27 protein-coding genes are annotated in these 25,561 nt (G+C 55.4%); 14 read left to right on the forward strand and 13 right to left on the reverse strand.

All coding sequences use genetic code 11. From position 1 onward, the window contains the following. The first annotated feature begins 6 nt into the window (after nucleotides 1-6). A complete protein-coding gene (gene alr, locus LBF07_RS12900) occupies nucleotides 7-1,086 on the forward strand; it encodes an alanine racemase (RefSeq protein WP_094935056.1) in 1,080 nt (359 codons plus the stop codon). A 51-nt stretch (nucleotides 1,087-1,137) separates the two neighbouring features. On the opposite strand, the gene LBF07_RS12905 is transcribed toward alr, so the two are convergent. Continuing rightward, nucleotides 1,138-2,268, reverse strand: coding sequence for a hypothetical protein (locus LBF07_RS12905; RefSeq protein WP_032662597.1), 1,131 nt, complete (start codon nucleotides 2,266-2,268; stop codon nucleotides 1,138-1,140). Between the two features lie 317 nt (nucleotides 2,269-2,585). Here LBF07_RS12905 and LBF07_RS12910 point away from each other — a divergent pair, with 317 nt between their 5' ends. Continuing rightward, nucleotides 2,586-3,179 carry a response regulator transcription factor gene (locus tag LBF07_RS12910; protein ID WP_224435039.1) on the forward strand — a complete coding sequence of 198 codons (594 nt, stop codon included), beginning with the start codon at nucleotides 2,586-2,588 and terminating at the stop codon, nucleotides 3,177-3,179. An 85-nt stretch (nucleotides 3,180-3,264) separates the two neighbouring features. On the opposite strand, the gene LBF07_RS12915 is transcribed toward LBF07_RS12910, so the two are convergent. The 6 genes from LBF07_RS12915 to LBF07_RS12940 form a co-directional block, all read right to left on the reverse strand. Next, on the reverse strand, nucleotides 3,265-3,555 hold the full coding sequence (locus tag LBF07_RS12915; protein ID WP_032662594.1) for a hypothetical protein: 291 nt from the start codon (nucleotides 3,553-3,555) through the stop codon (nucleotides 3,265-3,267). Next, the gene (locus LBF07_RS12920) at nucleotides 3,556-3,963 is read right to left on the reverse strand and encodes a hypothetical protein (RefSeq protein WP_033144411.1); all 408 of its coding nucleotides are present in this window, start codon (nucleotides 3,961-3,963) and stop codon (nucleotides 3,556-3,558) included. Between the two features lie 65 nt (nucleotides 3,964-4,028). After that, nucleotides 4,029-4,511 carry a ribonuclease domain-containing protein gene (locus LBF07_RS12925; RefSeq protein WP_094935055.1) on the reverse strand — a complete coding sequence of 161 codons (483 nt, stop codon included), beginning with the start codon at nucleotides 4,509-4,511 and terminating at the stop codon, nucleotides 4,029-4,031. A gap of 18 nt (nucleotides 4,512-4,529) precedes the next feature. After that, on the reverse strand, nucleotides 4,530-4,979 hold the full coding sequence (locus tag LBF07_RS12930; RefSeq protein WP_048976345.1) for a lysozyme: 450 nt from the start codon (nucleotides 4,977-4,979) through the stop codon (nucleotides 4,530-4,532). Then, nucleotides 4,979-5,581: a DUF2589 domain-containing protein gene (locus LBF07_RS12935; protein ID WP_094935054.1), complete on the reverse strand. Its 603-nt coding sequence runs from the start codon at nucleotides 5,579-5,581 to the stop codon at nucleotides 4,979-4,981. Before LBF07_RS12935 ends, LBF07_RS12930 begins: the two co-directional genes overlap by 1 nt. A gap of 75 nt (nucleotides 5,582-5,656) precedes the next feature. Continuing rightward, nucleotides 5,657-6,214 (reverse strand): DUF2589 domain-containing protein, encoded by a 558-nt coding sequence (locus LBF07_RS12940; protein WP_023334176.1) that lies wholly within the window; start codon nucleotides 6,212-6,214, stop codon nucleotides 5,657-5,659. Nucleotides 6,215-6,420: 206 nt separating this feature from the next. On the opposite strand from LBF07_RS12940, the gene tyrB reads away from it, so the two are divergent. The 4 genes from tyrB (at nucleotide 6,421) to LBF07_RS12960 (ending at nucleotide 9,431) form a co-directional block, all read left to right on the forward strand. Next, nucleotides 6,421-7,614: an aromatic amino acid transaminase gene (gene tyrB / locus LBF07_RS12945; RefSeq protein ID WP_094935053.1), complete on the forward strand. Its 1,194-nt coding sequence runs from the start codon at nucleotides 6,421-6,423 to the stop codon at nucleotides 7,612-7,614. 217 nt (nucleotides 7,615-7,831) lie between these two features. After that, entirely contained in the window at nucleotides 7,832-8,545 is a 714-nt protein-coding gene (gene aphA, locus LBF07_RS12950) for an acid phosphatase AphA (protein WP_032662578.1), read from the forward strand. A gap of 113 nt (nucleotides 8,546-8,658) precedes the next feature. Next, nucleotides 8,659-9,075 carry a secondary thiamine-phosphate synthase enzyme YjbQ gene (locus LBF07_RS12955; protein ID WP_094935052.1) on the forward strand — a complete coding sequence of 139 codons (417 nt, stop codon included), beginning with the start codon at nucleotides 8,659-8,661 and terminating at the stop codon, nucleotides 9,073-9,075. 2 nt (nucleotides 9,076-9,077) lie between these two features. Beyond that, nucleotides 9,078-9,431 carry an MmcQ/YjbR family DNA-binding protein gene (locus LBF07_RS12960; RefSeq protein WP_094935051.1) on the forward strand — a complete coding sequence of 118 codons (354 nt, stop codon included), beginning with the start codon at nucleotides 9,078-9,080 and terminating at the stop codon, nucleotides 9,429-9,431. A gap of 3 nt (nucleotides 9,432-9,434) precedes the next feature. On the opposite strand, the gene uvrA is transcribed toward LBF07_RS12960, so the two are convergent. Beyond that, complete coding sequence (gene uvrA / locus LBF07_RS12965) at nucleotides 9,435-12,257, reverse strand: excinuclease ABC subunit UvrA (RefSeq protein ID WP_042718374.1); 2,823 nt, start codon at nucleotides 12,255-12,257, stop codon at nucleotides 9,435-9,437. Between the two features lie 251 nt (nucleotides 12,258-12,508). Here uvrA and ssb1 point away from each other — a divergent pair, with 251 nt between their 5' ends. Beyond that, complete coding sequence (ssb1, locus tag LBF07_RS12970) at nucleotides 12,509-13,039, forward strand: single-stranded DNA-binding protein SSB1 (protein ID WP_029740211.1); 531 nt, start codon at nucleotides 12,509-12,511, stop codon at nucleotides 13,037-13,039. A 62-nt stretch (nucleotides 13,040-13,101) separates the two neighbouring features. Here ssb1 and LBF07_RS12975 read toward each other — a convergent pair whose 3' ends face one another. Further along, nucleotides 13,102-13,383, reverse strand: coding sequence for a YjcB family protein (locus LBF07_RS12975; RefSeq protein ID WP_008503385.1), 282 nt, complete (start codon nucleotides 13,381-13,383; stop codon nucleotides 13,102-13,104). Between the two features lie 645 nt (nucleotides 13,384-14,028). On the opposite strand from LBF07_RS12975, the gene LBF07_RS12980 reads away from it, so the two are divergent. Continuing rightward, nucleotides 14,029-15,594: an EAL domain-containing protein gene (locus LBF07_RS12980; RefSeq protein WP_029740210.1), complete on the forward strand. Its 1,566-nt coding sequence runs from the start codon at nucleotides 14,029-14,031 to the stop codon at nucleotides 15,592-15,594. A 6-nt stretch (nucleotides 15,595-15,600) separates the two neighbouring features. Here LBF07_RS12980 and soxS read toward each other — a convergent pair whose 3' ends face one another. Beyond that, the gene (gene soxS / locus LBF07_RS12985; protein WP_013095071.1) at nucleotides 15,601-15,927 is read right to left on the reverse strand and encodes a superoxide response transcriptional regulator SoxS; all 327 of its coding nucleotides are present in this window, start codon (nucleotides 15,925-15,927) and stop codon (nucleotides 15,601-15,603) included. A gap of 98 nt (nucleotides 15,928-16,025) precedes the next feature. On the opposite strand from soxS, the gene soxR reads away from it, so the two are divergent. The 4 genes from soxR to LBF07_RS13005 all read left to right on the forward strand — a co-directional run bounded on the left by soxR (nucleotide 16,026) and on the right by LBF07_RS13005 (nucleotide 20,965). Then, on the forward strand, nucleotides 16,026-16,484 hold the full coding sequence (soxR, locus tag LBF07_RS12990; protein WP_023331806.1) for a redox-sensitive transcriptional activator SoxR: 459 nt from the start codon (nucleotides 16,026-16,028) through the stop codon (nucleotides 16,482-16,484). 368 nt (nucleotides 16,485-16,852) lie between these two features. Then, complete coding sequence (locus LBF07_RS12995; RefSeq protein ID WP_069303531.1) at nucleotides 16,853-17,524, forward strand: glutathione S-transferase family protein; 672 nt, start codon at nucleotides 16,853-16,855, stop codon at nucleotides 17,522-17,524. A gap of 294 nt (nucleotides 17,525-17,818) precedes the next feature. Beyond that, on the forward strand, nucleotides 17,819-19,168 hold the full coding sequence (ghxP, locus tag LBF07_RS13000) for a guanine/hypoxanthine transporter GhxP (protein ID WP_023310059.1): 1,350 nt from the start codon (nucleotides 17,819-17,821) through the stop codon (nucleotides 19,166-19,168). A gap of 150 nt (nucleotides 19,169-19,318) precedes the next feature. After that, a complete protein-coding gene (locus tag LBF07_RS13005) occupies nucleotides 19,319-20,965 on the forward strand; it encodes a Na+/H+ antiporter (protein WP_033144417.1) in 1,647 nt (548 codons plus the stop codon). Between the two features lie 509 nt (nucleotides 20,966-21,474). Here LBF07_RS13005 and LBF07_RS13010 read toward each other — a convergent pair. Next, on the reverse strand, nucleotides 21,475-22,362 hold the full coding sequence (locus LBF07_RS13010; RefSeq protein ID WP_023310061.1) for a LysR family transcriptional regulator: 888 nt from the start codon (nucleotides 22,360-22,362) through the stop codon (nucleotides 21,475-21,477). 102 nt (nucleotides 22,363-22,464) lie between these two features. On the opposite strand from LBF07_RS13010, the gene LBF07_RS13015 reads away from it, so the two are divergent. Together LBF07_RS13015 and LBF07_RS13020 are read left to right on the forward strand one after the other, a co-directional pair. After that, complete coding sequence (locus tag LBF07_RS13015; protein WP_047059294.1) at nucleotides 22,465-22,875, forward strand: CidA/LrgA family protein; 411 nt, start codon at nucleotides 22,465-22,467, stop codon at nucleotides 22,873-22,875. After that, a complete protein-coding gene (locus tag LBF07_RS13020; protein WP_023310063.1) occupies nucleotides 22,868-23,557 on the forward strand; it encodes an LrgB family protein in 690 nt (229 codons plus the stop codon). Before LBF07_RS13015 ends, LBF07_RS13020 begins: the two co-directional genes overlap by 8 nt. 32 nt (nucleotides 23,558-23,589) lie before the next feature. On the opposite strand, the gene actP is transcribed toward LBF07_RS13020, so the two are convergent. After that, on the reverse strand, nucleotides 23,590-25,239 hold the full coding sequence (gene actP, locus LBF07_RS13025; protein ID WP_033144419.1) for a cation/acetate symporter ActP: 1,650 nt from the start codon (nucleotides 25,237-25,239) through the stop codon (nucleotides 23,590-23,592). Further along, complete coding sequence (locus LBF07_RS13030; protein WP_023310065.1) at nucleotides 25,236-25,550, reverse strand: DUF485 domain-containing protein; 315 nt, start codon at nucleotides 25,548-25,550, stop codon at nucleotides 25,236-25,238. Before LBF07_RS13030 ends, actP begins: the two co-directional genes overlap by 4 nt. Nucleotides 25,551-25,561 lie beyond the last annotated feature (11 nt).

The raw sequence follows: 25,561 nt of genomic DNA on the forward strand, positions 1-25,561 counted from the left end.
ATTCAAATGCAAGCGGCAACTGTTGTTATTAACCGCCGCGCTCTGCGACACAACCTGCAACGTCTGCGTGAACTGGCGCCTGCCAGCAAGCTCGTTGCAGTCGTGAAAGCGAACGCTTACGGACACGGTCTTCTTGAGACCGCGCGAACGCTCCCCGATGCCGACGCCTTTGGCGTCGCCCGTCTTGAAGAAGCCCTCCGCCTGCGTGCGGGCGGCATTACTCAACCCATTTTGCTCCTCGAAGGCTTTTTCGAAGCCACAGATTTACCGACCATTGCTGACCAGCATCTGCACACGGCGGTACATAACGAAGAACAGCTAACCGCACTCGAAACCGCCGAACTGAGCGAGCCGGTGACCGTCTGGATGAAGCTCGACACGGGCATGCATCGTCTGGGCGTGCGTCCGGAAAGCGCGGAAGCGTTTTATCAGCGTTTATGCCGGTGCAAAAACGTGCGCCAGCCGGTGAATATCGTCAGCCACTTCGCCCGCGCCGATGAGCCCGAGTGCGGTGCGACCGAGCGCCAGCTGGATATCTTTAACACCTTTTGCGAAGGCAAGCCGGGGATGCGCTCGATTGCGGCATCCGGCGGTATTCTGCTGTGGCCGCAGTCGCACTTCGACTGGGCGCGACCGGGCATCATTCTCTACGGCGTGTCGCCGCTGGAGAACAAACCCTGGGGGCCGGACTTTGGCTTCCAGCCGGTCATGTCGCTGGTCTCTAACCTGATTGCCGTGCGTGACCATAAAGCGGGCGAGCCGGTGGGCTACGGCGGTACCTGGACCAGCGAGCGTGATACCCGTCTCGGAGTGGTGGCGATGGGCTATGGTGACGGCTATCCGCGCGCCGCGCCGTCGGGTACGCCGGTTCTGGTCAACGGTCGCGAGGTGAAGATCGTCGGCCGCGTGGCGATGGACATGATTTGTGTCGATCTGGGGCCTGAAGCCCAGGATAAGCCCGGCGACGATGTCGTGATGTGGGGTGAAGGTTTGCCCGTCGAACGCATTGCTGAAATTACGAAAGTGAGTGCTTACGAACTTATCACGCGCCTGACGTCAAGGGTTGCGATGAAGTACATCGACTGAGACTCGCAGATAGTCGTCCAACGGCATTAGCTGCCGTTGGACGCGTAACGCTTATTTCAACACGTTATAGATCGCCTGATTAGTCAAATAATCCGACGCGAGCCCTGACTCCGGACTGAAGCGCGAACCCTGGATGGACGAGAACCGTTTTCCGGTGCTGCCCAACGAGACATAACGCTCCCCCCCATCGTTTTCCGAAATGGTGTACACCGTTTTCTGCATTTCGGCGAATAGCGGAGCGTTACGCTGGATGGCCTGATGCAATTCCAGCAGCTGCACTCCATCCAGATTGAGCTTTTTATCCAGCGTGACGCCCCATCTTTGCAGGCAAACTTCGGCGAAATGACGCACGATCGTGCCGGGCTCATGGACCACTTTTTCCCCGCTATTCCCATTGGCCGAAGCATTCCCTACCAGCGTAGCGTGGCGACCAGACATGGGATAAATATGGACTTTTGTCGCGCTATCGGTCTGTGGAATGACGCACGAGAAACCTTTTGATCGCTCATGTCTGGCATAGAAAGCCACATACTCCTTCACGTTGCTGCCCAGAGTGACTTTGTCCGCCTGGAAATTACCCATACCCGGAACCGGATCGACCGCAAAAATATTCACCGGAATCGTCGTTAAAAGGGGATCGGCAAGCATTGCATTGGCAAGCATATGGCAGCTAATTCCGCCCCGGCTCCACCCAACAAGGTTCACCTGAGTGGGCAGGATCTGACCCTGGCGGAAGGTTTTGATGATTTGCTGCTGCAGCGCCTGCTGGGTCACTTTACGATCGCCATAGTCATATTTGCGCCACCAAAATGAGCCGGTAACCTCAACGTCCTGAATCGGTACACCCGCCTTTTTAAGCTGCTCATAGTTTTCTTTTGTGAGCTTCTCACGCTGCCAGTCAACGTGTCCTTTGATAATATTGATCGCATGCTGAACATTCTCATTCCAGCCGCTGCCCAGAAGCTGGGCGCGAAGCTGAGAATATTCTCCGCTTTTGACCCAAAGCTCATCGCTTTGTAGATTGCCGCTCCCCGGACCATCAAGAATGACCCATTCGGCGAACTCTTTACCCTTGTTATTGGCTGCCAGAGAAGAGATGAGCTCGCCGTTCCAGTAATTAGCATGAGACTCATCAAATTTATTAGATCCAGTACCACAGAAATACACTGTTAGTATTGTCATAAATGACCTCATTGAAATATTAATATGTAGGTGGATGGCACGCGTGCAGTAAAATAATAAGTGCCAGCAATATTTCTGGGAATATGCTATTGAGCCCAGGCTGTTTTTAATAACGATAAGATCGTTCTTAATTAAATATGGCTATGTTTAATGTGTAGTACTGCTTAACTTTTTGCTTTGGATATATGACATTTGCCTTATGCCGAATGCTGTTTTTACAGTTTTGTAATAGCACGCATACTTAATTTCGGAATAAGTTGGTTGAATAACCTAAGAAAATAGATTTCACACGGGGTTATGCTACGATGAATATATTAATGATCGATGAATTACCGATCTTCATTCACGGTATGAAAACAGAGCTGGAACGCGTCATGCCGGAATGCACTGTTTTTGCAGCGAGCAATTTTGAAGATGCACACGCAATTTTAACCTCTATGCCGGTCAGCATTATTTTGCTGGATGGTGAAATGAAGTGCCGTGATTTTATCACTAATTTGATGACAAACTGGCCTGAGCTACCGATCGTGGTGATGTTACGAAAAACGACGGATAAGATATTCAACTTCTACATCCGCCAAAGCATTAAGGGCATTTTTACCAAGGATCTCCCCGCCGAGAAAATCAGCCAGATACTTTGTATGGTCTCCTCGGGGGTGGTCTGTTTTCCGGAGCAAGCCGTGGTCCAGCGAGAACAACCCACTGGCGGGTTGCCGATCTACTCCCTGAGTCGTCGGCAGAAGGAAGTTCTTAAGCTGCTGGCGAATGGAGGAACAAATAAGCAGATCAGCCGGCAATTGAATATCAGCGCAGGTACGGTCAAAGTGCATCTGGAATCCATCTTTCACCGACTACAGGTCAACAATCGGACGCAGGCCGCAATGCTCTATTTTAAATATATGTCTAATTAGCCGATTTTCAGCAAAGCGAAGGGCTGCAGTCAAAATGCGTTAAAAGAAAAGCGCAACAGACAGACCTCTGTTGCGCTTTGTTTTTTTAACGGTACTGAGATTTGAAATAATATATCACCACCACCAGCGTTCCGAAGTCCTGCAATAGCCAAAATGGAAAGCTGTCACTCAGTATATCAGCACCGGTAAGAATAAATTTCATGTTTAAGCTGCTCTCACCAAAAAAACCAAAGGCGAGGGCGGCTAAGCCAATTTTACACATTACCGGCAGGGCATGGACTCTTCGGCTATAGGCGGCAAACAAAATCAGCAGCGATGTTATCAGGTCGACGAAGATAATAAAGGGAAGCACCCAGCCATTCATTATGTTAAGCATTTATTCTCCATCGGGTTTGTTGTGGGTTAAATCAGGCGGAGAAAGTGATTCATGTCTGACTTTACTTTTGATGACGCTTGCAACATCAAAAATATCGCGCTGTTCATGCCGGCGAAAAAAGTTTGCCAGCCAGACGATCAGGCCATTACTCATTGCCCCGAGGATATACCCTAAACCAAGCGTGATATCGGCCTGATTAAGGTCTATCTTTAACCAGCGGGCTGCTAATCCACCTAATGCGACGGCCGCGCCCATGCTGATTCCACCAAAAATAATGCCTGCCATAAATCGGCTGTGCTGGTGCAATCGCTGCGGTTGCCAGAAAAACGAGATACTGACGCCGCCAAATAAACCTGAAAAAGCCAGCAAGGCTTCACTGATGAGGGTCGGGAGATAGATGTCAGACATACGTTCATCCTCTGCAAGGATAAATCCCCTCGGAAAAGGGGATTTATTATCGTAACGGGCGCTTATTATTGGCAGGGATCCAGCTCAACAATATGCTGATACTTATCGGTCGTAATAAAGCGCTGTTGCCCTGACAGGCTGTAAATCAAACGCTTGGGAGAGCGATACCCCTTCACGACATCGATATCCGCGCTAAGCCAGGGCTGACTGGAAGGAAGAGCGCGATCGCTGTATTTATCGCCACCGATCCATTTTTGATTGGTGGGTTTAAGACCCCAAAGCGATTCGCTTTCACTTCCCGACCAGCCGAGGCGTTTGGCCTCATCCGAGGTAATATAGCGGTCGGGCAGGCGCCCAAAATTTTTTATATGACGAAGCGTTGTCGCCAGATCGGTCACGTTATTGACGGGCACCATACCCTGAGAAGATAAAAAGGTGTTGGCTTCCTTTATTTCCTCTTCGCAGGTTGGCATGGCGGCGGTTGCCTGTAACACGTTGAATAACGAAACAGACAGTACGGCCATTTTCACTATGTAAAGTGGTTTCATTGTAATTTTCCTGTTGAATTAACTAAGAAATAGCTTCATTTCCGCCTCGCGGCGTCGGGTAAGCCCGGTCAAAACCTTACCGCCTGCCTTATTCCAGCTTTTGAACTGCAGTGCGGCGCCCTGGATATCGCCTGCGTTGAATTTTTTGAGCAGCGTGGATTTCTTTAAATTGCCCACGCCAAGGTTGAAGGCGAACGAAACCAGCGCGTCGAATTGGTTCTGCGTCGAAGCGTTGTTCAGCAGTTTTTTCACGCCGTCCTCGGTGCGTTTCAGATCTTTGCGCAGCAGATCTTTGGCTTCACCGGTGGTAATTTTGGTGAGCTTTTCCATCTCCTCTTTGAGGATCAAATGGCCGTAGCCGATGGTCCATAAACCTACGGCATCGCGATAACGCTCCAGCCTCAGCCCTTCAAACTGGCAAATAAGCTGAATGCCCCTGTCACCTGTACGTTCTGGTTGTTTTTGCATTACGGAGTCTCCTCTGCTTTCGGGCGGGGAATCACCTTGTTGGTGTATTCGTCAATCAAACGCATGACGCTTTCCGGTGGCTCAAGTGCGGTAAATTGCATCTCTACATCGACGTGGCGGCTGTCACGCCCGCCTTTGTTATCGCTGGAAGGCGAAAGGCTGACGTGAAAGCGGCCAAATTCGTTTTCACCGGACTGGCGGGAAGGCGCCTGCATGCCTTCCGTACGGATCGTCAGGTTGACCTTCATCTTTTCCAGCATCAGCCCGCGCGGTGTCGAAAGCGCGACTAAGGGCAGGTCAAAGTAGTGCTTTTCATCCAGCGCCAGCTGTACCGTGCGTGGAATTAACGAACCGTCTTCTGCGGGTTCGAAAAAGGGATCCAGCGCCTTCATATACTGCTGAGCAATCAGTTCGTTGGCCGCAGTGGCCGCGTACTGCATCCCACGCGTGATATCTTCAAGCGAGATCGGCACGCCGGGAATATCGGCTGGAGGCGATGGAAGCGTGTTTTCCTGTACCGGCGGCGTGCCTTCATCCTCTTTGCCCGCACTGTTTTCCGGCTCCTCATCCTTGCCGCCGCGCAGCCATTTTTTAAAAGACATATTTCGCTCCTGGAAAAAGGGCTACCCGGGTAGCCCCTGCGTTACGGAATCGCACGTATGTCGCGGCGTGGAAGATTATTGCGCGGCGACAGGCTTGGTTTTGGCGTTGGTCAGGTAATCAATCACGCGCTGCAGAGCTTCAGGTGGCTCCTGGCGTTTAATCTGGGTATGAATGGAATATTTCGCGCGTGTATCGGTCGAACGGGTCTGCTCCGATTTATGGGAGACCTTGCCGGTCATTTTCGCTTTGAAAACGCCCCAGCCGACGGACGCTTCCACGGAGGCCTCCGCTTCGGTGCTGCTGGAACTGGCTTCGCTCTGGCTCACTTCCAGCTCAAAGTCGATGGTACCGTCCTCGATACAGATGATGGGGTGGGTGACCGCCGCCAGGAGCGGAATACTCATCTTGCGAGTCACGCTGCCTTTATTGACCCCCTGTTCGTCTACCACGGTTTCGTCGTAATCGAACTCGATCGCGACAGCTTTGCCGTCTTTAATACAGACGGAGAGCAGGAAGTCGGTATAGGCCTTACTCGCCTGGACCTGTGCTTTGATCATCGCCTGCAGCGGACCGCCGATCATATGTTCCAGCGGCAGGGCGTTAATAACTGAACCAATAAATTGTGAATCCATGATGTGAACTCCTTGAATCAGTGAATGCGCGGTTGCGCAGGAGCCACATTACGAAAAGCGAGAAGGGGAAAATATTGGGTAAATGTCATGGCGAGAGGACGCAAAAAACCTATGCCGATCGCAGGATAATCTTAAGGGGTGGTGTTGAGTGATATTCCGGTTTATTGTTGAAATCCCTGCCTCATCGAATTCCGGAGAACCATCGCGTGTTTCAGAAAGTTGACGCCTATGCCGGCGACCCTATCCTCTCCTTAATGGAGCGTTTCAAAGAAGATCCTCGCAGCGACAAAGTGAACCTCAGCATCGGTCTGTATTACAACGAGGATGGCATCATTCCTCAATTAAAAGCCGTTGCCGAAGCCGAAGCGCGTCTGAACGCTGTTCCACACGGTGCTTCTCTTTATCTGCCGATGGAAGGGTTAAACGCCTACCGCAACACCATCGCTCCGCTGTTATTCGGTGCCGATCACGCGGTGCTCGCGCAAAAACGCGTGGCGACCATCCAGACGCTGGGCGGCTCGGGTGCGCTGAAAGTGGGTGCAGACTTCCTGAAAAAATACTTCCCGGATTCAGGCATATGGGTCAGTGACCCGACGTGGGAAAACCACGTTGCGATCTTCGAGGGCGCAGGTTTCAACGTGGCGACCTATCCGTGGTTCGACGGTAAAACGAACGGCGTACGCGTTGAAGCGCTGCTGGAAAAACTGAACACCCTGCCGGCGCGCAGCATTGTGCTGCTGCACCCATGCTGCCATAACCCGACCGGGGCAGATCTCACCAACGCCCAGTGGGATGCGGTGATTGAGGTACTGAAGGCCCGCGACCTGATTCCGTTCCTCGACATCGCCTACCAGGGCTTTGGCGCAGGTATGGAAGAAGATGCTTACGCCATCCGCGCCGTGGCCAGCGCCGGGCTGCCAGCGCTGGTCAGCAACTCCTTCTCTAAAATCTTCTCCCTGTACGGTGAACGCGTTGGCGGTCTGTCCCTGGTCTGTGAAGACGCCGAAGCGGCGGGTCGCGTCCTGGGCCAGCTGAAGGCGACGGTGCGCCGTATTTACTCCAGCCCGCCAAACTTTGGTGCGCAGGTGGTGGCGACGGTTCTCGGTGACGAACAGCTGAAAGCGTCCTGGCTTGCCGAAGTGGAAGCGATGCGTAAGCGCATCCTGTCCATGCGTCAGGAGCTGGTTAACGTGCTGAAAGAGGCCGTGCCGGGACATAACTTCGACTATCTGCTCAAGCAGCGTGGGATGTTCAGCTATACCGGTCTGAGCGCGGCGCAGGTCGATCGCCTGCGGGAAGAGTTCGGCGTCTACCTGATCGCCAGCGGCCGTATGTGCGTGGCGGGCCTGAATGCCAGCAACGTTCATCGCGTGGCGCAGGCATTTGCTGCTGTGATGTAAGCGCTTACCAACCGGCCCTCTCCCCGTGGGAGAGGGCCGGGGTGAGGGCATCAGGCCGCACAAATACGTTGCCCGGCATTCTGTGATCGTCTTCTTTTTATTCCGCTTCATAAGCAAAAACTCCTTCCCTTCACCTCCCGCTGGGGTTATGGTCGGATAGTTTTTTGACCATCCGCTCAAATTAAAACGATAACAAACTGAATATTCAGGGGAAAATATGCGCAAGATCACACTGGCGCTCAGCGCCGCCTGCTTATTGTTCTCGCTTAACAGCGCCGTCGTCGCGCGAGCTTCTGCCCCGACGCCGCTTTACACCGGCACCACCGCCGCCATTCTCGCCGAGCAGGCGCCCATTCACTGGGTTTCCGTGGCCCAAATCGAAAACAGCCTGATTGGCCGCGCGCCAATGGCCGTGGGCTTTGACATTGACGATACCGTGCTGTTCTCAAGCCCCGGCTTCTGGCGCGGGAAGAAAACGTATTCACCCGACAGCGAAGCGTATCTGAAGAACCCGGAATTCTGGGAAAAAATGAATAACGGCTGGGACGAATTCAGCATCCCGAAAGAAGTTGCCCGTGCGCTTATTGCCATGCACGTGAAGCGCGGTGATAGCATTTACTTTGTCACCGGCCGCAGTCAGACCAAAACGGAAACCGTCTCGAAAACGCTGCAGGATGATTTCCAGATCCCGGCGACCAGCATGAATCCGGTCATTTTTGCCGGTGACAAAGAAGGGCAAAACACCAAAACCCAGTGGCTGGAAAAGAAAAATATCAAAGTATTCTACGGCGATTCGGATAACGACATCACCGCCGCGCATGACGTGGGAGCCAGAGGGATCAGGGTGTTACGTGCTTCTAACTCGACCTATCGACCGCTGCCGATGGCCGGAAAGTTTGGCGAAGAGGTGATCGTCAACTCGGAGTATTAAGTACCCAGCAGCGTGTTTGACTCTTTTTTAATCAAATCTCGCTGCTGCGGGTTTTACCTTTCGTCTTCTTGCTGCACACTTAGAAAGATTCATCTTTCATCACGGAGCAGCACATGTGGTACCAACAGACCCTGACCTTAAGCGCTAAACCACGCGGATTTCACCTGGTGACGGATGAAGTCATCGGGCAACTCCGCGACCTGTCGCGGGTGAAAACGGGTTTGCTGCATCTGCTGCTTCAGCACACGTCCGCCTCTCTCACGCTTAATGAAAATTGCGATCCCACCGTCCGGTCCGACATGGAGCACCATTTTCTGAAGAGCGTCCCGGACAACGCGCCTTACGAGCATGACTATGAGGGGGCGGACGATATGCCTTCGCATATTAAATCCTCCCTGCTGGGCGTATCGTTGATACTGCCGGTTCACAACGGGCGGCTGATGTTGGGAACGTGGCAGGGGATCTGGCTGGGAGAGCATCGCATTCACGGTGGTTCGCGTAAAATTATCGCCACGCTACAAGGGGAATAAAGATGACAATTTCGGAGATACTTCAGTACTGCATGAGCAAGCCCGGCGCGGCGCAGAGCGTCCACAGCGACTGGAAAGCCACGCAGATTAAGGTGGGAGATGTCCTGTTTGCGATGGTGAAAGAGGTGGAAGGCCGTCCGGCGGCGTCGCTGAAAACCAGCCCTGAACTGGCGGATTTGCTACGCCAGCAGCATGATGACGTGAGGCCGAGCAAGCACCTCAATAAGGCGCACTGGAGTACCGTCTATCTGGATGGGTCGATTCCAGGCTCGCAGATTTACTACCTGGTGGACGCGTCCTATCAGCAGGCGGTTGAGCTGCTGCCGGAAACCACCCGACAGCAACTCTCCGTGTGACAATTACAGCAACGGTTTAAGGAAGCGCGCGGTGTGCGAGGCTTCGCACTCTGCAACGGTCTCTGGCGTACCGGAGACGAGAATTTCACCGCCGCCGCTGCCGCCTTCCGGACCGAGATCGACAATCCAGTCCGCGGTTTTAATCACGTCCAGGTTATGCTCGATGACCACGATGGTGTTGCCCTGGTCTCTGAGCTGATGCAGAACCTCGAGCAGCTGCTGGATGTCGGCAAAGTGCAGGCCGGTGGTCGGCTCGTCCAGAATGTAGAGCGTCTGACCGGTGCCGCGTTTTGACAGCTCACGCGCCAGCTTCACGCGCTGCGCTTCACCGCCGGACAGCGTGGTTGCCGACTGCCCAAGACGAATGTAGGTCAGGCCTACGTCCATCAGCGTCTGCAGCTTACGCGCCAGTGCAGGCACAGCGTCAAAGAACTCGCGCGCCTCTTCAATGGTCATGTCCAGCACTTCGTGGATGGTCTTGCCTTTGTACTTAATCTCCAGCGTTTCGCGGTTATAGCGTTTGCCTTTGCACTGGTCGCACGGCACGTAGATATCCGGCAGGAAGTGCATCTCAACCTTGATCACGCCGTCGCCCTGGCACGCTTCGCAGCGGCCGCCGCGAACGTTAAAGCTGAAACGTCCTGGCGTATAGCCGCGGGAGCGCGCTTCCGGCACGCCGGCAAAGAGTTCACGTACGGGCGTGAAGACGCCGGTATAGGTTGCCGGGTTAGAGCGCGGGGTACGGCCAATCGGGCTCTGGTCGATGTCGATAACTTTATCGAAATGCTCCAGACCCTGGATGTCGCGGTACGGTGCAGGCTCGGCCAGCGTCGCGCCGTTCAGCGCCGTCTGCGCAATCGGGAACAGCGTATCGTTGATCAGCGTCGATTTACCGGAACCGGACACGCCGGTGATGCAGGTAAACAGGCCAACCGGCAGCGTCAGGGTGACGTCTTTCAGGTTGTTGCCGCGCGCGCCGGTCAGCTTCAGCACTTTTTCCGGATCTGCCGCTACGCGCTGTTTTGGCACCTCAATCTTACGCTTGCCGCTCATGTACTGGCCGGTCAGCGATTCGGGTACCGCCATGATGTCCTTCAGCGTTCCCTCCGCGACCACCTGGCCGCCGTGCACGCCAGCGCCTGGGCCAATGTCGATGACGTGGTCGGCCGCGCGGATCGCATCTTCATCGTGCTCGACCACAATTACCGTGTTGCCGAGGTTGCGCAGGTGAACCAGCGTCCCGAGCAGGCGCTCGTTGTCGCGCTGGTGCAGGCCGATGGACGGCTCATCCAGCACGTACATCACGCCGACTAAGCCCGCGCCAATCTGGCTCGCCAGACGGATACGCTGGGCTTCACCGCCGGAGAGCGTTTCTGCCGAGCGGGAAAGTGTCAGGTAGTTCAGGCCGACGTTCACCAGGAATTTCAGGCGATCGCCAATCTCTTTCAGCACTTTTTCGGCGATTTTCGCGCGCTGGCCGGAGAGCTTCAGATTGTTGAAGAAGTCCATCGCATGGCCGATGCTCATGTCTGAGATGGTCGGCAGCGCGGTGTTTTCCACAAACACGTGGCGCGCTTCGCGACGCAGACGCGTTCCTTCACAGGTGGCGCAGGAGCGGTTGCTGATGAACTTCGCCAGCTCCTCGCGCACCGCGCTGGATTCGGTCTCTTTGTAGCGGCGCTCCATGTTGTGCAGCACCCCTTCGAACGGGTGGCGGCGCACGGAGGTATCGCCGCGATCGTTCATATACTTGAACTCGATGTTCTCTTTGCCGGAACCGAACAGGATCACTTTATGCACGTTCGGGCTCAGGCTCGCCCACGGTGCTTCGACGTCAAACTTGTAGTGCTCTGCCAGCGATTTCAGCATCTGGAAGTAGTAGAAGTTACGCTTGTCCCAGCCGCGAATGGCCCCGCCCGCCAGCGACAGCTCCGGGTTCTGGATCACGCGGTCCGGGTCGAAATACTGCTGGACGCCCAGGCCGTCACACGTCGGGCACGCGCCCGCCGGGTTGTTGAATGAGAACAGGCGCGGCTCGAGCTCGCGCATGCTGTAGCCGCAAATCGGGCAGGCGAAGTTGGCGGAGAAGAGCAGCTCTTCCGCTTTTGGGTCGTCCATGTCGGAGACCACGGCCGTGCCGCCAGAGAGTTCCAGCGCCGTTTCAAAAGATTCCGCCAGGCGCGTGGCGAGATCGTCGCGTACCTTAAAGCGGTCAATCACCACTTCGATGGTGTGCTTCTTCTGCAGCTCCAGCTTTGGCGGGTCGGACAGGTCACACACCTCGCCGTCGATACGGGCGCGGATATAGCCCTGGCTTGCCAGGTTTTCCAGCGTTTTGGTGTGTTCGCCTTTTCGCTCTTTAATGATCGGCGCCAGCAGCATCAGGCGTTTGCCTTCCGGCTGCGACAGCACGTTATCCACCATCTGGCTTACGGTCTGGGCCGCCAGCGGGACGTCGTGGTCCGGGCAGCGCGGCTCACCCACGCGGGCATACAGCAGACGCAGGTAGTCATGAATTTCGGTAATGGTACCGACCGTTGAACGCGGGTTATGCGAGGTGGACTTCTGCTCAATAGAGATAGCAGGGGACAACCCTTCAATGTGGTCGACATCCGGTTTTTCCATCAGCGACAGGAACTGACGCGCGTACGCAGAGAGCGATTCAACGTAACGACGCTGTCCTTCGGCATACAAAGTGTCGAAAGCCAGTGAGGATTTGCCAGACCCCGAAAGCCCGGTCACGACAATGAGTTTGTCGCGAGGGATTATGAGGTTGATATTCTTGAGATTGTGGGTGCGGGCGCCCCGAACTTCGATCTTATCCATTCACCTTTCCCGGTTGGAACACGGATTGCCTGATTTGTTTGAAGGACAAACGGCTGTCAGAAACGGCTAATTATGACACAATTTGACCTGTTTGAATATACAGTATTGGAATGCATTTTCTGATTGGCTGTGTAACAATGTAGAGTCCGCGAGAGATTTCTGAACCGACTACGCAACTATGCAAATTGCCGCGTGGAAATGGTACACTCGCGCGTTTACACTATTAAGAAACGTATTCAGGAGACACGAACATGGCCAGCAGAGGCGTAAACAAGGTGATTCTCGTCGGTAATCTGGGCCAGGACCCGGAAGTACGCTACATGCCGAGTGGTGGCGCAGTTGCCAACATTACGCTGGCTACTTCCGAATCCTGGCGTGATAAAGCGACCGGTGAGATGAAAGAGCAGACCGAATGGCACCGTGTAGTGCTGTTTGGCAAACTGGCCGAAGTGGCCGGTGAGTATCTGCGTAAAGGTTCTCAGGTCTATATCGAAGGCCAGCTGCGTACCCGCAAATGGACCGATCAGGCCGGCGCTGAGAAGTACACCACAGAAGTCGTGGTCAACGTGGGCGGCACCATGCAGATGCTGGGTGGCCGTCAGGGCGGTGGTGCACCGGCAGGTGGCGGTCAGAGCCAGCAGCAGGGCGGTTGGGGTCAGCCTCAGCAGCCGCAGGGCGGCAACCAGTTCAGCGGCGGCGCACAGTCTCGTCCGCAGCAGCAGTCTGCTCCGGCGCCGTCTAACGAACCGCCAATGGATTTCGACGACGACATTCCGTTCTGATTTCCGCGTGCTGAAAACAAAAAACCCAGACTAGCGTCTGGGTTTTTTTATTCCGGAAGGGATCAGGTAATCACCATCGGCCAGTCTGGCGGCGTATGGCTCATCGCCTCAACCATCACCACTTTAATGTTTTCCCAGACGGCAGCGATATCCAGCAGGGTGATGCCAAGCAGGCCCGTTGCAAACCAGCAGGCCGCACCCAGCCCCAGCAGGGTGCTGATGACAGCAAGGCCCGCATAGTCAGATTTACGAAACTGAATGTTCAGCGTGCTGGCTAGAAACATCAGTACCGCACTCAACAAAGGCCAGCGCAGGAGAACCATGCTGGTAGTAATGGTTGCCATAAAACCCATCCTCTATAAAACAGACGAACTGAATGAAACGGTGTTTCTCGTTACAAAATATGTGTGAACTATATCGCATTTGTTGATTTATTCGCCAGTATCTGTGCGATCAAAAAAGAGGATTTTATTCCTCAGAAAAGGCGATTGTGCGGGCTGGTCCTGCCTTCGGCGCATGAGGAGGCGGACCCACAGCGTGCCGAAAACGCGCTTCGGGCAAGTGGGGATAGCGCAAATTCGTTTTTTATAAGAGGGGCATTATTCTCCGCCAATACTCAAAATATTGTGGTGTAGGCTGACTATTTATAAATCAACGGACACAATGCCTCAGAGCAAATAGCATAAAACGTCATGATGAAATTGTACTTTTTTCATGCTGTCAGACGTTTGGCTTAATCAACGATTGTCTGTTGTGTTATCTTCCCGTCTGCCTGACGGGCTGGATAATTATTTTCCTTAATTGAAACGGAACGAATACTTACAGTTTAACTTACGGGAAAATATTATCGGCATAACGAAATTTAAGATTTTTAATACTAAAAGTCAGTTGCTAACTTCGCATGATTCATGCAACGTAATCACCTGTTTAACAAAGCATCCGGCCTTAAGTACTACAGGCGTACAACATGCAGGGATATAGGGCGGGAAATGAATCGTAGCGCGCGGCGCAAAATGCTCAGGGTGGTAGGGATCATCATGGTAGTTATGCTGCCGGTGATGCTTGCGCTATGGTTTGCCCAACTGCGTGCCGTGTCTGAAACAAGCGCCCAGCTACGCACATTTGCTGAACTGGCTTTAGACAAAACAGAGCTGGTTATTCAACAGGTTGAGCTTGCCAGGGACGAGGCGGTAAAATATCAGGGCGAGCTTTGCACGCCGGGACACCGTCAATATATGCTGAACGTTGTTCGTGGCCGCCTGTTTGTCGCCGATTTAATTTACGCTGAAGGTCAGAATTTTCTTTGTTCGACCGTTTTTACACCGGATCACCCCTACGCCATTCCTGTCGCTAATTACACGCGCAAACCTGACGTCGCTATCTATTATTATCGCGATACCCCATTTTATACTGGCTATAAAATGACATATATGCAGCGCGGAAATTATGTGGTGGTCGTCAATCCGCTTTCATACAGCGAAGTCATGTCCGCGGATCATTCTCTCTCCTGGGGTGTGTACGACACGGTAACCAATGCTTTCTTTTCCGTCAGCCAGAAAGCCAATGTTTCTTTATTAAATTCGATGATTCGGGATAAGGAATCGGTATTTCAAAAAGATAACCGCTTTTATACGATCGTAACATCTCCCAAAAGACCGATTGCGGCCATTGTCTCGACATCAAATAAACGCTTTTATGAAACGCTTTATCACCAGGCGACGTTGACGCTACCGCTGGGCATGATCTGCAGCATTATTATTTTGCTGGTATGGTCGCGTACCCATCGTGAGCTTAATTCGCCGGGGCGCTTACTGCACCGCGCGCTGAACAAACGACAGCTTTGCGTCCACTATCAGCCGATTATTGATATTAAGAATAACCAGTGTGTGGGTGCGGAGGCGCTGTTGCGCTGGCCTGGCTTTAATGGGCAGGTGATGAGCCCGGCTGAGTTTATCCCGCTGGCGGAAAATGAGGGGATGAGCGAGCGGATTACGGACTATGTCGTTGAGGAGGTGTTCAACGATCTGGGCCATTTCCTGGCCGAGCATCCGCATCTCTATATTTCGATTAACCTGTCGGCCACGGATTTCCACTCCTCGCGGCTGATCGCCATGATTTCCGACAAGGCCCGCCACTACGCCGTCCGTGCGCAGCAAATCAAAATAGAAGTGACGGAACGCGGTTTTATCGATGTGCCAAAAACCACCCCGGTGATTCAGGCTTTCCGTCAGGCGGGTTATGAAGTCGCGATCGATGATTTCGGTACCGGTTACTCGAACCTGCACAACCTCTACTCGCTGAACGTGGATATTCTGAAAATCGATAAATCGTTTATCGATACCTTAACGACCAACAGTACCAGTCACCTGATCGCCGAGCATATTATCGAGATGGCGCAAAGCCTGCGGCTGAAAACCATTGCGGAAGGGGTAGAGACGGCAGAGCAGGTAAGCTGGCTGTTGAAGCGCGGCGTCCAGTTTTGTCAGGGATGGCACTTCGCGAAAGCGATGCCGCCCCAGGAATTTATGACCTGGCAGCAGCAGCCTTTGCACTGAGGGCGATTAATTCAACTGGTGGCGATAGTCGCTCGGCGTGCGGTCAAACTCGCGGCGAAACACGCGGGAAAAGGTTTGTTGCGACACATAGCCAAGGTCCATCGCGATATCAAAAATGGGCCGCTGCGTTGAGCGTAGCGCCTGCGCCGCCAGCAGCAGTCTGCGCTGGCGAATGTACTCACCCAGCGTCTGATGCATGACCGTGCGGAACATTCTCTGTAAATACCATTTCGAATAGCCCGACTTTTTAGCGACCACATCAATGTTCAACGGTTGGTCGATATGTTCATCAATCCATTCAATAAGCGTCTGAATAATCTGCTGATGCGACATAAGGTTGCCCCTCTGTAGATACAACTATCTCGGTTAATTCGTCGTTTTCTCTGCGGGCGAGTATAATTCCTCAAGTTAACTTGAGGTAAAGAGGTTTTATGGAAAAGAGATTGCCGCGAATTAAAGCGCTGTTAACTCCCGGTGAAGTGGCGAAGCGAAGCGGCGTTGCGGTATCCGCGCTCCACTTCTATGAAAGCAAAGGGTTAATTAAAAGCATCCGCAACGGGGGCAACCAGCGTCGCTATACTCGCGACGTGCTCCGCTACGTGGCGATTATCAAAATTGCGCAACGAATCGGAATTCCCCTGGCCACGATCGGCGAGGCGTTTGGCGTGCTGCCGGAAGGGCATACGCTTAGCCCGAAAGAGTGGAAAGAGCTGTCGTCCCAGTGGCGTGAAGAGCTGGACAGGCGTATTCATACGCTGGTCGCGCTGCGTGACGAGCTGGATGGCTGCATCGGCTGCGGCTGCCTGTCGCGTAGCGATTGTCCGTTGCGTAACCCCGGCGACAGGCTGGGCGAGCAGGGGACGGGGGCGCGGCTGCTGGAAGAGGATTGAGATTGTGCGGCCGGTTTGCCGGGTGGCGGCTGCGCCTTACCCGGCCTACAAAACCGGGAACGTAGGCCGGGTAAGCGAAGCGCCACCCGGCAAAAGCATTATAAAGAACTAAAGCGCCACATAAGGGCGCTTTAGTTTTTCCCGGTCTTTGTCTTTCACTCTATCCCGCTGGTTCACGGGAGGGTTTCCCCCGACATCAGCACCCCTCAGTGTCGAGCTGGTTGGGGAGGTTCCGGATTGTGCTGACACTTTAATTCTATGCAAGACCCGTTTTTTCGCCAGCCTCACCGACCGTTTTTTAGACGAATTTTTTTCGCGGTGTTGTTCAATTTTCTATAGTTAAAAAGTATGAATAACAGGAGAAAACCATGCTCACGGTACACCACCTTAACCAGTCGCGCTCGCACCGCGCGATCTGGGCGCTGGAAGAACTCGGCCTGCCTTATGAGATCGTCCACTACCAGCGCGAAAAGAATATGCTGGCGCCGGAGGCTCTCAAAAAGGTGCATCCGTTGGGCAAATCGCCGGTTATCGAAGATAACGGACTGATCCTTGCAGAGTCGGGCGCCATCCTGGAGTACCTGCAGGAAACGTACGATCCCGAGTCACGCCTTAAACCTTTAGATCCGGCGCATAAGGTGCAATACCGCTTCTGGCTGCATTACGCCGAAGGATCGCTGATGCCGCTGCTGTTAATGAAGCTTGTCTTCAACAGCCTCGGCAAGCCGCCGGTGCCGTTTGGTATCAGAACCCTGGGCAAAGCGCTGGGGCAGGGGGTGCAGAAAGCGTATCTCAACCGTCAGCTGGAAACCCATGCGCGCTTTATTGAGTCACATCTTGCCGAAAACAGCTGGTTTGCCGGGGATTCGCTCAGCATGGCCGATATCCAGATGAGCTTCCCGATCTTTGCCCTGCTGGCGCGAGGCGGTATCGCTAATCTGCCGCATATTCTGGCGTGGAAGACAAAAGTTGAGAACACCCCAGGCTGGCAAAGAACCCTGGAACAGGGGGGCCCATTATCTATCCCGGGCGAGGACTGAAATGTAAACAAATTGCGCATAGACGATAACGTTTGCGCATCCTCTGTTTATTTCTTCAGCGTCATAAGTGAATTTTAGCGAAAAACGAGAAAGTTCAGTTGAAAAGGGCGGGGATTACGCTAGATAATCGTTTGCCTTAATTTGACCACCCGTTTGTAAGCGCGGAGCTAAACGTTTGCTTTTTTTGTGACGCCCTTTCGTCACAAACGCAACACAAGGATTTGACGTTCAGCTGGCAGTGGCGTCTCCACCTCGCTTACGGACTTCCTAAAAAACTCTCAGGGGATGTTTTCTATGTCTACGCCATCTGCGCGTACTGGCGGTTCACTTGACGCCATGTTTAAAATTTCGGCCCGCGGCAGCACCGTGCGCCAGGAAATTGTTGCCGGTTTGACAACGTTTCTGGCGATGGTTTATTCCGTCATCGTTGTGCCGGGCATGCTGGGCAAAGCAGGCTTCCCGCCAGCGGCTGTCTTTGTGGCGACCTGTCTTGTGGCCGGCGTGGGCTCCATCGTGATGGGTCTGTGGGCGAACCTGCCGCTGGCGATTGGTTGCGCCATCTCTCTGACCGCGTTTACCGCGTTCAGCCTGGTGCTGGGTCAGCACATCAGCGTACCGGTTGCGCTGGGTGCCGTGTTCCTGATGGGTGTGCTGTTTACCGTGATTTCAGCGACCGGCATCCGTAGCTGGATTTTGCGCAACCTGCCGCAGGGCGTGGCGCACGGTACCGGCATCGGTATCGGCCTGTTCCTGTTGCTGATCGCCGCCAACGGCGTCGGTCTGGTCATCAAGAACCCGCTGGACGGTCTGCCGGTAGCTCTGGGCCACTTCGCCAGCTTCCCGGTGATCATGTCGCTGATCGGTCTGGCGGTGATTATCGGTCTGGAAAAACTGAAGGTGCCTGGCGGCATTCTGCTGACCATTATCGGCGTTTCTATTGTCGGCCTGATTTTCGATCCAACCGTACACTTCTCCGGTATCTTCGCCATGCCGTCGCTGAGCGATGACAAAGGCAACTCCCTGATTGGCAGCCTGGATATCGTTGGCGCGCTGAACCCGGTGATCCTGCCAAGCGTGCTGGCGCTGGTCATGACCGCCGTGTTTGACGCGACCGGTACCATTCGTGCGGTGGCCGGTCAGGCGAACCTGCTGGATAAAGACGGTCAGATTATTGACGGCGGCAAAGCGCTGACTACCGACTCCCTGAGCAGCGTCTTCTCCGGCCTGGTGGGCGCGGCGCCTGCGGCGGTGTACATCGAATCCGCAGCGGGTACGGCGGCAGGTGGTAAAACCGGCCTGACGGCGATCACCGTCGGCGTGCTGTTCATGCTGATCCTGTTCCTCTCTCCGCTCTCCTATCTGGTTCCGGCGTATGCGACCGCGCCAGCGCTGATGTACGTTGGCCTGCTGATGCTGAGCAACGTAGCGAAAATCGACTTTGCGGACTTCGTGGACGCGATGTCTGGCCTGATTACCGCGGTCTTCATCGTCCTGACCTGTAACATCGTGACCGGCATTATGATCGGCTTCGCGTCGCTGGTGATTGGTCGTCTGGTCTCCGGTGAATGGCGCAAGCTGAACGTCGGCACCGTGATTATCGCCGTTGCGCTGGTAGCGTTCTACGCGGGCGGCTGGGCAATCTAAGTTGTCCATTGATGCGAAAACGGGTGGCTCAGGCCGCCCGTTTTTATTTTCAGGACTCATCCTGTTGCCTTTTGCGTTACTCTGGAGAAGATAGAATAAAAGGCACGACGCCTTCCGGAGTACATAAGCAACATAGCAAACAGGGAACGCATGGAAATCTTCTTCACAATACTCATCATGACCCTTGTGGTCTCGCTATCCGGGGTGGTTACACGCGTACTGCCCTTTCAGGTCCCCCTGCCATTAATGCAAATTGCCATCGGCGCGCTGCTGGCTTGGCCGACGTTTGGCCTGCACGTGGAATTTGACCCCGAACTGTTCCTCGTGCTGTTTATTCCGCCGCTGCTGTTTGCCGATGGCTGGAAAACGCCCACCCGCGAATTCCTTGAGCACGGGCGCGAGATTTTCGGCCTGGCGCTGGCGCTGGTGGTGGTCACCGTCGTCGGGATTGGTTTTCTGATCTACTGGGCGGTACCGGGTATTCCATTAATACCGGCTTTTGCGCTGGCCGCCGTGCTGTCGCCAACCGATGCCGTGGCGTTGTCCGGCATTGTGGGTGAAGGTCGTATTCCGAAGAAAATCATGGGGATTTTACAGGGTGAGGCGCTGATGAACGACGCCTCCGGCCTGGTCGCCCTGAAGTTTGCCGTGGCCGTTGCGATGGGCACGATGGTCTTTACCATCGGCGGCGCAACCCTGGAATTCTTCAAGGTGGCGATTGGCGGTATTCTGGCGGGCTTCGTGGTGAGCTGGCTGTACGGCCGCTCATTGCGCTTCCTCAGCCGCTGGGGCGGCGATGAGCCCGCAACGCAGATCGTACTGCTGTTCCTGCTGCCGTTTGCCTCTTATCTGATTGCCGAACATATCGGCGTGTCGGGCATTCTGGCTGCGGTTGCGGCGGGGATGACCATCACCCGTTCCGGCGTAATGCGTCGCGCGCCGCTGGCCATGCGTCTGCGTGCCAACAGCACCTGGGCCATGCTGGAATTTGTCTTTAACGGCATGGTGTTCCTGCTGTTGGGCCTGCAGCTGCCGGGCATTATGGAATCCTCGCTGGTGGCGGCGGAGGCCGATCCGAACGTTGAGGTCTGGATGCTGTTTACCGACATCGTGCTGATCTACATGGCGCTGATGCTGGTGCGTTTCGGCTGGCTGTGGACGATGAAAAACTTCAGCGTACGTTTCCTGAAGAAAAAGCCGATGGAGTTCGGCTCGTGGACAACGCGTGAGCTGCTGATCGCCTCTTTTGCGGGCGTACGCGGGGCGATCACCCTTGCCGGTGTGCTCTCCATTCCGCTGCTGCTGCCCACGGGCGACGTCTTCCCGGCGCGCTACGAGCTGGTCTTCCTGGCGGCGGGCGTGATTCTGTTCTCCCTGTTTGTCGGCGTGATTATGCTGCCGATTTTACTCCAGCATATTGATGCCGGTGATTCGACTCAGCAGCATAAAGAGGAGCGTATTGCCCGGGCGGCCACCGCCGAAGTAGCAATTGTCGCGATTCAGAAGATGGAAGAGCGTCTGGCCGCGGATGCGGAAGAGAACATCGATAATCAGCTGCTGACGGAGGTCAGTTCCCGCGTGATTGGTAACCTGCGCCGCCGCGCGGACGGGCGTAACGATGTGGAAAGCTCGCTGCAGGAGGAAAACCTGGAGCGCCGGTTCCGCCTGGCGGCGCTGCGCTCAGAGCGCGCCGAGCTGTACCATCTGCGCGCCACGCGGCAGATCAGCAACGAAACGCTGCAAAAGCTGCTGCACGATCTGGACCTGCTGGAAGCGCTGTTGATAGAGAATCAGTAGCGCTGTTTTTGCCCGGTGGCGCTGCGCTTACCGGGCCTGCGTGCTCGATCGCTTCCCTCTCCTTGTGGGCTGAGGGTTTCCCACAAAATAATGCCTGCACGGACGACCCCCTCTCCCTTGAGGGAGAGGGCTGGGGTGAGGGGGAACATACGGCTGTGGAGGTCATTCCGTTCACTTTATGTTCCTTGCTACTCTGTAACGACATGACCGGTGAACGTGCCAGGGTGGCTCAATCGCCACCACCCTGGCGACCCGGGCTCCCGGCGGTAAATCGCCGCTTCGCGGTGCCCTCAGCTTATTCCTTCAGGCTATCGGGTCGGGCATGAGCCTGCATCCCTGCAGGCCACGCCCTCTCGGCGCATCCCTGCGCCTCGCCCCGGCCTTACGGAAACGCTTCGGCGATTTACAGCCGGACCAGGGTGTCGCTGTAAGCCATTAATTTTGCAGAAGAAGTGTTCATCGCTTCAGGCAAAAAATTACTGGGGATTCCTCAGCCCTGTGGGAGAGGGTTAGGGTGAGGGCACCCAAAACCCCTCACAACACTGCAGCCACGCCTGCGCGCTCTGCGATAAATACACCCCTTCGCGCCAGATCATCCCCAGCTGCCAGTGCAGGTCGCTCTCCAGCGGGATCCAGCGCAGCGTGTTTTTATCCAGACGCTCGCAAATCGGCTGCGGCAGGATGGCAATCCCCACGCCGGCCTGCACCATCGCCGCCAGGAAATCCCACTGTCCGCTGCGCACCGCTATGCGCGGCTTGACGTTATGCTGGTTAAACAGCGTCATCAGCTGGCGGCTGAGGGCGAAGTCTTCGTTGTAGATCAGCAGAGGGTGCTCGCCGAGCAGTTCAGGTCTCACCGAGTCCAACTTCAGCCAGTCGCCGGAGCGGGGAACCAGCACGCACAGCGGGTGGCTAAAGAGCGGAAGCGTCGCCAGACCGCTCTCTTCCTCAACGGGGAGGGCGGTCATTGCCACGTCGAGCTCGCCGTTGGTGACGGCCTGCTGGACGGTTAACCCACCAAACTCCGAAATCTTCAGCTCAACGCCGGGATAACGCTGGCGAAACAGGCTAATCGGCCCGGCCATCATCATCCCCACCATGGGCGGAATGCCGAGGCGAAGCACACCTTTCTTCAGATGATTGATATCGCCCAGCTCTGCTTCCAGCTGGCGAAACTCCGCCAGAATAGCCAGCCCGCGTTCGAATACTACGCGTCCGGTGTCGGTCAGCAACAGCTTGCGCCCGTCGCGGATCAGCAGGGTACAGTTCAGTTCATCTTCGAGGTTTTTCAGCATTTTGCTGATGGTGGGCTGGGTAACAAACAACTTCTCCGCTGCGCGGGTAAAACTTTGCTGACGAACCACTTCGACAAAATAGCGCAGCGTTCTTATGTCCATGATTATTCCTCGAAACTATACCTTTGATGATTTTAATTCATTTCAGTCCATACCGTGCGCTCTCTATACTGGCGCCTCGTCTCATTTTTGAGGAAAACCCTCATGGCCGTGGCGTTAAGCCGTGTTACGCCTGCCGTTGTGCAACGACTCCAGGTCCCGGTGCAGGTACTGCTCTACGCGGGACTGTTTGTTTTCGCGGAATATCTTGTCGGCTGGCTGCATCTGCCGCTGCCCGCCAATCTTGTCGGGATGCTGCTGATGCTCACGCTTATTCTGTGCCGCGTGATCCCCCTTAACTGGGTGCGCGCCGGGGCGCGCTGGCTGCTGGCGGAGATGCTGCTGTTCTTTGTCCCTGCCGTGGTGGCGGTGGTGAACTATGCGCAGCTGCTGATGGTGGACGGCTGGCGAATCTTTGCGGTTATCGCGCTGAGTACGCTGATGGTGCTGGGGGCGACCGCCTGGGTGGTGGATAAAGTGTATCGCTATGAAATCAGCAGGCATAAACATGACTAATTTTCAGATCAGCGTCTTGTGCCTGATTGCGACGCTGGCGATCTACTTTGCCAACAAGCGGCTGTATCGCCGCTTTCATGCCCTGCCGCTGATGCCGCTGGTCTTTACGCCGATCCTGCTGGTGCTGATGCTGGTCTTCGGCCACATCTCCTGGCAAAACTACATTGGCGAATCCCACTGGCTGCTGTGGCTGCTCGGCCCGGCGACCATCGCTTTTGCCGTCCCCGTTTACGACAACCTGGCGATTATCAAACGCCACTGGATGTCGCTCAGCGCGGGCGTCATCACCGCCACGGTGGTCGCGGTGTGCAGCTCCGTCTGGCTGGCGCGGCTGTTTACGCTGCCCGATGAAATTCAGCGCAGCCTGGCGGTGCGTTCGGTGACCACGCCGTTTGCGCTGGCGGCCGCTAAACCGCTCGGCGGGCAGCCGGACCTGGTGGCGCTGTTTGTTGTCGTGACGGGTGTGTTCGGTATGGCGGTCGGCGATATGTTGTTCCTGCGCTTGTCGATCCGGGAAGGGATGGCGAAAGGCGCGGGGTTTGGCGCGGCGTCGCACGGGGCGGGTACGGCACGTTCGTATGAGCTGGGGCAGCAGGAGGGCGTTGTCGCAAGCCTGGTAATGATGCTCTCAGGCGTAGTGATGGTGCTGATTGCGCCGCTGGTGGCGTGGGTGATGTTTTAAGCTCCCCGGCCAGAATGACCGGGGAGAAAGGCTTAGTGCGCGCGGCCCTGCTCAACGCCCAGGCCGGTTTGAGAACGGATGAACTGGGCGCGGAATTTCTCTCGCTCCAGGTTACCCTCCGGCGAATTGTCGGTGGCCGAGAAGAACCAGATGCCGATAAACGCCACGGCGATAGAGAACAGCGCCGGGTATTCATACGGGAAGATAGCGCTTGCGTGACCGAGGATCTGCACCCAGATGGTCGGGCCCAGAATCATCAGGATCACCGCCGTCAGCAGCCCCAGCCAGCCGCCAATCATCGCGCCGCGCGTGGTCAGCTTCGACCAGTACATGGAGAGCAGGATGATCGGGAAGTTGCAGCTTGCCGCAATCGAGAAGGCCAGCCCCACCATAAAGGCGATGTTCTGCTTCTCAAACAGAATGCCTAACAGAATCGCCACCACGCCCAGCACCAGCACGGTGATTTTCGAGACCTTCAGCTCGTCGCGCTCGCTCGCGCCTTTGCGGATAACGTTGGCGTAGAGGTCATGCGACACCGCAGACGCGCCGGCGAGCGTCAGCCCTGCAACCACCGCAAGAATGGTGGCGAAGGCCACGGCGGAGATAAAGCCGAGGAACAGGTTACCGCCCACCGCGTCCGCCAGATGCACCGCCGCCATGTTGTTACCGCCAATCAGCGCGCCCGCCGCGTCTTTAAACGCCGGGTTCGCCCCCACCAGCATGATCGCGCCAAAGCCGATGATAAAGGTCAGGATATAGAAGTAACCCATGAAACCGGTGGCGTAGAAGACGCTCTTGCGCGCTTCACGCGCATCGCTCACGGTGAAGAAGCGCATCAGGATATGCGGCAGGCCCGCAGTACCGAACATCAGGCCGAGACCGAGCGAGAGCGCGGATATCGGGTCTTTCACCAGCCCGCCCGGGCTCATGATCGCTTCCCCTTTCGGGTGGACCGCCATCGCTTCGGTGAACAGGTTATTGAAGCTGAATCCGACGTGCTTCATCACCATAAAGGCCATAAAGCTGGCGCCGAATAGCAGCAGGACGGCTTTGATGATCTGCACCCAGGTGGTTGCCAGCATGCCGCCGAACAGCACGTACATCACCATCAGCACGCCAACCAGCACCACCGCGACGTGGTAGTTCAGGCCGAACAGCAGTTCGATCAATTTACCCGCGCCGACCATCTGCGCAATCAGGTACAGCGCCACCACCACCAGCGAACCGCAGGCGGAGAGGGTGCGAATCGGCCCCTGCTTCAGGCGATAGGAGGCCACGTCAGCGAAGGTATAGCGGCCCAGGTTACGCAGGCGTTCGGCAATCAGGAACAGGATGATCGGCCAGCCGACGAGGAAGCCGAGGGAATAAATCAGGCCGTCATAGCCGGAGGTATACACCAGCGCGGAGATCCCGAGGAACGAGGCGGCGGACATAAAGTCACCCGCAATCGCCAGCCCGTTCTGGAAGCCGGTAATGTTGCCGCCAGCGGTGTAGTAATCGTTACGGGAGCGCACGCGTTTCGACGCCCAGTAGGTGATGTACAGCGTCAGCAGGACGAAAATCAGGAACATCACAATGGCCTGCCAGTTGGTTGGCTGGCGCTGGACCTCGCCGGTAATGGCATCCGCCGCGTGGGCGGCAAAGGGAAGCGTGGCGGCGAGCGCCGTCAGAACTCTCTTCATGATGCTTTTACCTCTTGCAGTACCGCTTTATTAAGTCGATCGAATTCACCGTTCGCGCGCCAGACGTAGACGCCGGTCAGCAGGAATGAAATCACAATCACGCCAATGCCAATCGGAATACCGCGCGTTACGCTGGTCCCCTCGTGCAGCGGGGTGCCCAGCCAGTGCGGGGCAAAGGCGATCAGCAGAATAAAGCCGACGTAGATAACCAGCATGATGATGGAAAGGATGAAGGCAAACCGTTGCCGCTTATCGACGAGCTCCCTGTAGTGCGCACTATTCTCTATCTGCTGACAAATATCGTTATTCATCACAGAGTCTC

This window comes from Enterobacter cloacae complex sp. ECL352 (assembly GCF_020149545.1).
Lineage (GTDB): Bacteria > Pseudomonadota > Gammaproteobacteria > Enterobacterales > Enterobacteriaceae > Enterobacter > Enterobacter asburiae_B.